Here is a 6,044-nt window from a genome sequence, read left to right on the forward strand (position 1 = left end):
CTTGAACCTGAAAGGCCCTCCACATCCGACTCCGAAGGGATGTTCTCCGGTGGATTCAGTTTCTACTGGCAGTTCAGCCGCGGTTTGGCCGCCAAGCGCAGTTGCGGCCTCAACATGAATCGAAGTGACGCTTACAGGCGCGATCAGATAGGGCGCGGATTGGGGCACTAGCCATTTCCGCTCATCATTCTGTGCCACCGGCTCAGGCACGCACCCTTCCCCAAAACATGCTGCAACTGATGTCGGCGGGCTGGAAAATACTGACTCCACGGGACCCGTATAGGCATAACCAATGGCTGGGCACACACGGGGGACAGGGGATACGCCGCCTATCACAGCGAGGACCGCCAACACTGCGACAACGCTGCCGACTGCAAGGAGTAGTGCCCACCGACGCTTCATGGAGTGAGACTAGCGTTCGACGGGACAAGCTTCGAGCATTGGGGCGTTTAGGTAAAGGATCTCCTTACGAGACGGAGGAACCGGATCCTGCTAACTTGGCCGCGGCGGCGTGATAAGTCGCGAACTTGGCCGATGCGCTGGACCAATTCAGCACAGATCTGGGGCGGCTGTTGATCTCCGCCGCGGCGAAGAGTACATCCGCCGGTTTGATGGTGCTTAGGTCATCTCCCTTCCGAAAGTACTGACGAAGTAGGCCATTGGCGTTCTCGTTTGACGCACGCTGCCAAGGACTGGCCGGATCGCAGAAGTAGACCAGCGTCCCCAGCGCAGCTGTGACCTCGGCGTGCTTGGCCATCTCTGATCCCCGGTCCCACGTCAACGTCCTCCGCAAGGTGGCCGGCATGACACCGAGCACTTCGATGAGCTGGTCCCGTATGTTGTCGGATCTGATCCCTGGACGGAGAGCGAACGCGACGAGGAGTCGCGAAGAGCGTTCAACCAGCGTCACTATCGCTGATTTGTTTCCCTTTCCCATGATGAGGTCACCTTCCCAATGGCCAGCTTCCTCCCTGGTGGCGATGTGGGCTGGACGGTCCCCGATCTTCAGAGCATCAGTAATGTACTGGCGTGGCTTCACCTTGGTCCTGCACCTTGGTCGCCTGCTGAACTTACCCGAACGCAGCAGGCGAGCAGATCCCGCTGGAACTGGTCGGATGCTCAATTGGTAGAGCGCACGGTAGATCGTTTCATGAGCCAAGTGCCGGGCCTTTTGTCCAGGAAACCGTTCCCTCAGGGCCCGGGAAACCTGCTGAGGGCTCCACCGCTTCGAAAGACAGTCCACGACGTAATCCCTGAGCTCGTCATCTCCGGCAAGCTTTGCCAGCCTGGGTCGCGGCCTTCTCTTCTGTGCCATTTGCTGGGCACGGAACGGATGATAGCGACGTGAGTCCAGTCGGTTCCGGGCCAACTCCCTGCTGATTGTGGAAGGTGACCGGCCGAGATCGCGAGCGATAGATTGAAGACTTGCTTTAGCCAGTAACCGGTCGGCAATGAAGATGCGTTCGTTCTCTGACAGATAGCGGCTGGACACGGTTGCGGCCGGAACCGCTTTACCAGGTCTCGGGTCCAAGCCCTGCTGCACCAGGCCCTCGACCCCGTTGCGCCCATGCAACCAACGCCTGCCCGTGTTTTTGTGGATTCCAAGAATCCTGCATGCTGCCGAGTTGGAGTGGCCTTCTTTCATGAGCTGAACGTACAAGGGCTTCTTCTCAACCAAGCCCTCTGGGCCCATTTTCCGCGATCGGCGCGTCGAACTGCGCATGATCCAACACCTCTTTCTGATCGGTGTTGCGACGTTCGTGAGAAGCTGCCCAGCTTTGAGCTGTGCGGAGGGCTCCACCTGCCCACAGTGGGCATAACCCGGGTAAAAGCGCTGGGGTTCCGCTGCGCTTCACCCTGATGGTCGTCCGCTGGCGCGGCCGGCTGTTGGGTCCAGTGCCGGCTCCGCAGGGCTCCGCCGTCCCTGGCCCTGGTGTGTCTACGACGTTTTTTGGCTGCTGTCCTTCGGATCGTACGTGCCCGCTCCACCCCATCTAGCCCCTCCTTCGTCGGGGCCTGCAGGCCAGGAATTTCCTTCCGGCGCTCCTGCGTCGCTTATTTCCTCCAGGAATTTCCCGCCCTTTGCCCTTGCGGGTAGACGGGCCTCCGTCGGGCACAGCTCCGCAAAGCTCCGCCAGCAGCCAAAAAACAACGGGGGGAGAGGGGAAGCTGGTCGGTCACCACTGGTCGCCCCACCCACCACAATCCTCTGCAAAAGGAGCAACACCATGAACGAGCCCATCAAGTTCACCGGCCCCGCCGACGTCCTGGCCTTCATCCCGCACACGCTGGGACAGACCCCCACGGAGTCCTTTGTCGCCCTCACCGTGCAGGGCAAGAAGCTCGGCGCGACCCTGCGCGTGGACGCCCCGTTCGGGCAGGATCCGGTCGGCTACGCTCAGACCATCGTCAGCTACCTGACCGCCGACGAAGCTGCCACCGGCAGCCTGCTGGTCATCTACACCGACGAGAAGACCACCGACGGCGACCGCCCCTACTCCGGGCACGTGGAGGCACTGCGGACCGAGCTTGAAACTGCCGGGATGCCGCTGCACGACGCATGGCTGGTGACCTCCGAACTGTGGCGGAACTACCACTGCACGGACCCCATCTGCTGCCCGGACCAGTCGCTGGATGCCATCACCACGAGCAACGGCAATGCCACCCTGATCTACCGGGGGAGTGTCGTCACCGGCTTCACCGCCCCGGCACCGTTCACTGGTGACGAGACGGCCCGCGAGGCCATTGCCGCGCACAAGCCCGACGGCTGGCCCGAAGACCTCGAAGAGAGCCGCGCCGCGTGGGCCAAGGTACTCGATGACCCCAAGAGCCTGACCACCGAAACCGCGCACCAGCTCGCAGGAGCCCTGCAGCACCCCACCATCCGGGATTACATGATGGCCGACATCTTCCCGCACGCGCCCGAGCAGTTCACCTCCGTCATGCTCGGCGTCTTCCTTGCACGACCGGACTGGACCCGCGTGGACACCGCCCAGGAAGTCGCGTTCGAACTGATGAAGACCACCCCGGAAGGGCAGCGCGCACCGATGCTGTGCCTGATTGGCTGGCTGGAATGGCTCAAAGGAAAATCCAGCTTCGCCGCCCGCTACTTCAAGCTCGCCCTCGATGACGTGGCCGGATACCGGCTCGCGGAACTGTTGGTTGAGCTGGTCAACCGCGGCCTGCTGGCCGACTGCACCCGCGACCCGAAGAAGGCGTACGACCGCCAGCTGAGCCGCTAAACCAAGGTAGGCCGGACCCCCACACATAAGGGGGTTCGGCCTAGCTGTTTGGGTTTCCCAGGTGCCGGGGCGGCCTCCCCCGCCAGGGCTCCTCCGGCCGCGTTGGACGCTGCCGCGGGCGCCGCCACTTCCAGCCTGCCGGCAGGAACAGCCGATACTGTGAAAGGACACCACCGTTCCCACACAGCCAAGGAGCCCCGCACGTGGCAGATCCCTTCCGCATGACCGAAGACGACAGCGTTGCCCCGGACGCGAGCCCGTTCGAAGACATCCTGGAACTGAGCCTGTTGACCGCAGGGCCTGTCGTTGGCCCCGTGGACCGGCCTGTCAAAGATCACCGGCTCGACGAGCACTGACACCCGCGGCGATGACGCCGCGCCCATAGATTTCCTTTGCAGAGGGAAAGCCAACGGAAAGGCCGGCACGCAAGTGCCGGCCTTTCCCTCATCTCCGACGGCTGGTAGCAGCCATCCACCAGAGCGCTGCAGCCGCGAGAGTGTTGAGTACGGCGATGAAAACATCGCCGCCCGCCGGCCGCACTACAATCAGGTCCGCCGCCACCAGCACCCAGCAGGCAGCTGCGGCGGCAGTGAAAACCAATGACAGGCGCCGCTGAATCCGTGAATAGTCCGGCCCCGTTCGTGGGCGCCCGCTATTATCGCTGGGACGCTGCGCTGCCGGGTCAGTCATGCCCTCACCCTACGCAGAACCAGCGCGCGGGGCGCGCTGTGGGTTTCGCTGCGCTCCACCCTGGTGGGCGTCCGCTGGCGCGGCCGACTGTTGGGTCCAGTGCCGGCTCCGTAGAGCTCCGCCGTCCCTGGCCCTGTTTGTCTACGACGTTTTCTGGTTGCTGTCCTCCGGATTCTAGGCGTCCGCTCCACCCCGTCTAGCCCCTCCTTCGTCGGGGCCTGCGGCCCGGAAATTCCTCTCCGGCGCTCGTTCCTCGCTTATTTCCTCCGAGGATTTTCCCGTCCTTGCCCTCGCGGGTAGACGGGCCTCCGTCGGCCGCCGAGCAAGCAAGCTTGCCAGCAACCAAAAAACAACGGGGGAGAGGGGAAGCTGGCCGATCACTGGTCGCCCCACCCACCATTCCTCTGCAAAAGGAGCAACACCATGAACGCAATCACCACCGAGACGGTGACCACCGCCGACACCGGCGAAGTCATCACCGACGCCCCGGTGCTGCGCGACTACCACGCCAGCGGCGGCTACGACTGGATGGACCTCATCGCCGAACACGGCTGGGCCGTCATGCCCAGCTGGGGCAGCGAGGGCTGGGACCTTGGAAACTGGCCCTACGTCATGGTCGCCGTCATTCGCACCGCCGATTCCATCGGCAACCTCTTTGGTATCGCCACCTACTGCGAGGGCGACGTGAAAACCACCTACTACCGGACCAAAGCCCGGCACTGGGACGCGATCACCGAGCAGGCATTCTTCCACTGGAAGAACGGGCAGGCCCACGGCCCGGCGGACTTGCCCGAGGCGGCAGCGGAACTGCCCAGCCGGTACCGGATGCCCTACGTCGCCCAGGACACGGCCTAACCACCAGAGCTGTACTGCCCGGCCGCAGGCCGGGCGGTACAGCCCCCAAACTTCTCCAAAGGAGCATGACCATGAGCACGACCTGCACCGCCCTGATCGTCCCGGCCCGGCTGTCCCAGCCCGTCCGCACCGAAACCATCACCCCATCCCTGCCCACGCTGCAGGCCCTGGTCGAAGGCAACATCGAAGCCATCACCCGCGGCGAATGGCACGCCTACCTCAACGAGGAAGGGAAGATCATCAACCTGCCCGCGAACATCCGCGCAGGACACCTCTTCCGCGAAACGGGGCTCTACCTGAACGACATCTTCTGCGGAGACGTGGTTTTCCTGGGCCAAGGGACCCATGGCGAAGAGACCGACGTCCCCGACTACCTCGTCGGACTCGCCGAAGACCTCTTCGACGCCCAACTCTCCGCCTAAGACCCTGACAGGTGGCCGGGAACGGACAGCTCCCGGCCACCTGTTCGCCCGACGCAAGGTCCGGGCGGGCCGCCGCAACGGTGCAGCTGCCGCGGTGGTCACCGGCGGCGGCCCGCCATTCCCGAAAAGCCTGACGATCATCACCTTGCCGCCCCGGACCCGCCGCAGGTCCCTGGCCGGCATGGGCGAAAAGTCCAACAGGCTGCTGGACAAAGAGGGTGCTCGCAGGGCTCGCACTGGTGGGCGTCCGCTGGCGCGGCCGGCTGTTGGGGCCAGTGCCGGCTCCGCAGGGCTCCGCCGTCCCTGGCCCTGGTGTGTCTACGACGATGCTCCTATAGCCGTCAAAATCGAGGGTGGCTTTGCGCTGGCAGCAACAGACTGTGTTGCATTTGCAACCCGCGCGGGGTGTCCCGATTCTGTTTGTAGGGCTAGCCTTGCAAGTGGGTCGGCAAGTCCGTTCGCTTTTTCGACAGAAGCCCGTGGGTTAGGTGACTGTTCTCCTTTTCAAGGTAGGGCCAGGGTGGCAGCAGGAGAGTAACAAGCGCCTTTTGGGTTTTAGGGCGAATGAACGGAAACGAAATGTTGGCTGGCCATGGCCTGGGTTCGGAGTCCTTAGCCCGAAGCGTGTACGTCGTGTGTGGTGAAGAGCTCGTCAGGCGGGGCCTGCGGGGGTTGCTGGAGGATGGCGGGTTCAGCGTTTCCGGTGAGTCGGCGTCTGTTCACCAGGCGATCCGACGAATCCCTGCGTTGCGTCCGGATCTGGTCATCATCGACGATGATCTTCCGGATGGTTCCGGCGCCGGGCTTTGTCGAGCTATCGCAGCTGCTGATGCCA

At 63.5% G+C, this 6,044-nt stretch carries 6 protein-coding genes; 5 read left to right on the top strand and 1 reads right to left on the bottom strand.

What is annotated here, in order from left to right; translation table 11 throughout:
* Positions 1 to 466 precede the first annotated feature (466 nt).
* Complete coding sequence (locus ACFO0G_RS19515) at positions 467 to 1,723, bottom strand: IS30 family transposase (RefSeq protein WP_376979704.1); 1,257 nt, start codon at positions 1,721 to 1,723, stop codon at positions 467 to 469.
* A gap of 505 nt (positions 1,724 to 2,228) precedes the next feature.
* Between ACFO0G_RS19515 and ACFO0G_RS19520 the strand changes: the two genes are divergently transcribed.
* The 5 genes from ACFO0G_RS19520 to ACFO0G_RS19540 form a co-directional block, all read left to right on the top strand.
* A complete protein-coding gene (locus ACFO0G_RS19520) occupies positions 2,229 to 3,242 on the top strand; it encodes a DUF4192 domain-containing protein (protein ID WP_376979706.1) in 1,014 nt (337 codons plus the stop codon).
* Positions 3,243 to 3,445: 203 nt separating this feature from the next.
* Positions 3,446 to 3,598 (top strand): hypothetical protein, encoded by a 153-nt coding sequence (locus ACFO0G_RS19525; RefSeq protein WP_376979708.1) that lies wholly within the window; start codon positions 3,446 to 3,448, stop codon positions 3,596 to 3,598.
* 757 nt (positions 3,599 to 4,355) lie between these two features.
* On the top strand, positions 4,356 to 4,787 hold the full coding sequence (locus ACFO0G_RS19530) for a hypothetical protein (protein ID WP_376979710.1): 432 nt from the start codon (positions 4,356 to 4,358) through the stop codon (positions 4,785 to 4,787).
* Between the two features lie 71 nt (positions 4,788 to 4,858).
* Positions 4,859 to 5,209, top strand: a complete 351-nt coding sequence (locus ACFO0G_RS19535) for a DUF3846 domain-containing protein (RefSeq protein ID WP_175318575.1) — start codon at positions 4,859 to 4,861, stop codon at positions 5,207 to 5,209.
* A gap of 564 nt (positions 5,210 to 5,773) precedes the next feature.
* The coding region (locus ACFO0G_RS19540; protein WP_376979712.1) for a response regulator transcription factor at positions 5,774 to 6,044 on the top strand (271 nt) is incomplete at its 3' end.

The sequence above is a fragment of the Arthrobacter sedimenti genome, assembly GCF_042652025.1.
GTDB lineage: Bacteria > Actinomycetota > Actinomycetes > Actinomycetales > Micrococcaceae > Arthrobacter > Arthrobacter sedimenti.

What these genes read in the sequence shown, in the direction of transcription:
- ACFO0G_RS19530 (WP_376979710.1), top strand. Translation starts at nt 4,356, where the DNA reads ATGAACGCAATCACCACCGAGACGGTGACCACCGCCGACACCGGCGAA.
- ACFO0G_RS19515 (WP_376979704.1), bottom strand. Translation starts at nt 1,723, where the DNA reads ATGCGCAGTTCGACGCGCCGATCGCGGAAAATGGGCCCAGAGGGCTTG.
- ACFO0G_RS19535 (WP_175318575.1), top strand. Translation starts at nt 4,859, where the DNA reads ATGAGCACGACCTGCACCGCCCTGATCGTCCCGGCCCGGCTGTCCCAG.
- ACFO0G_RS19520 (WP_376979706.1), top strand. Translation starts at nt 2,229, where the DNA reads ATGAACGAGCCCATCAAGTTCACCGGCCCCGCCGACGTCCTGGCCTTC.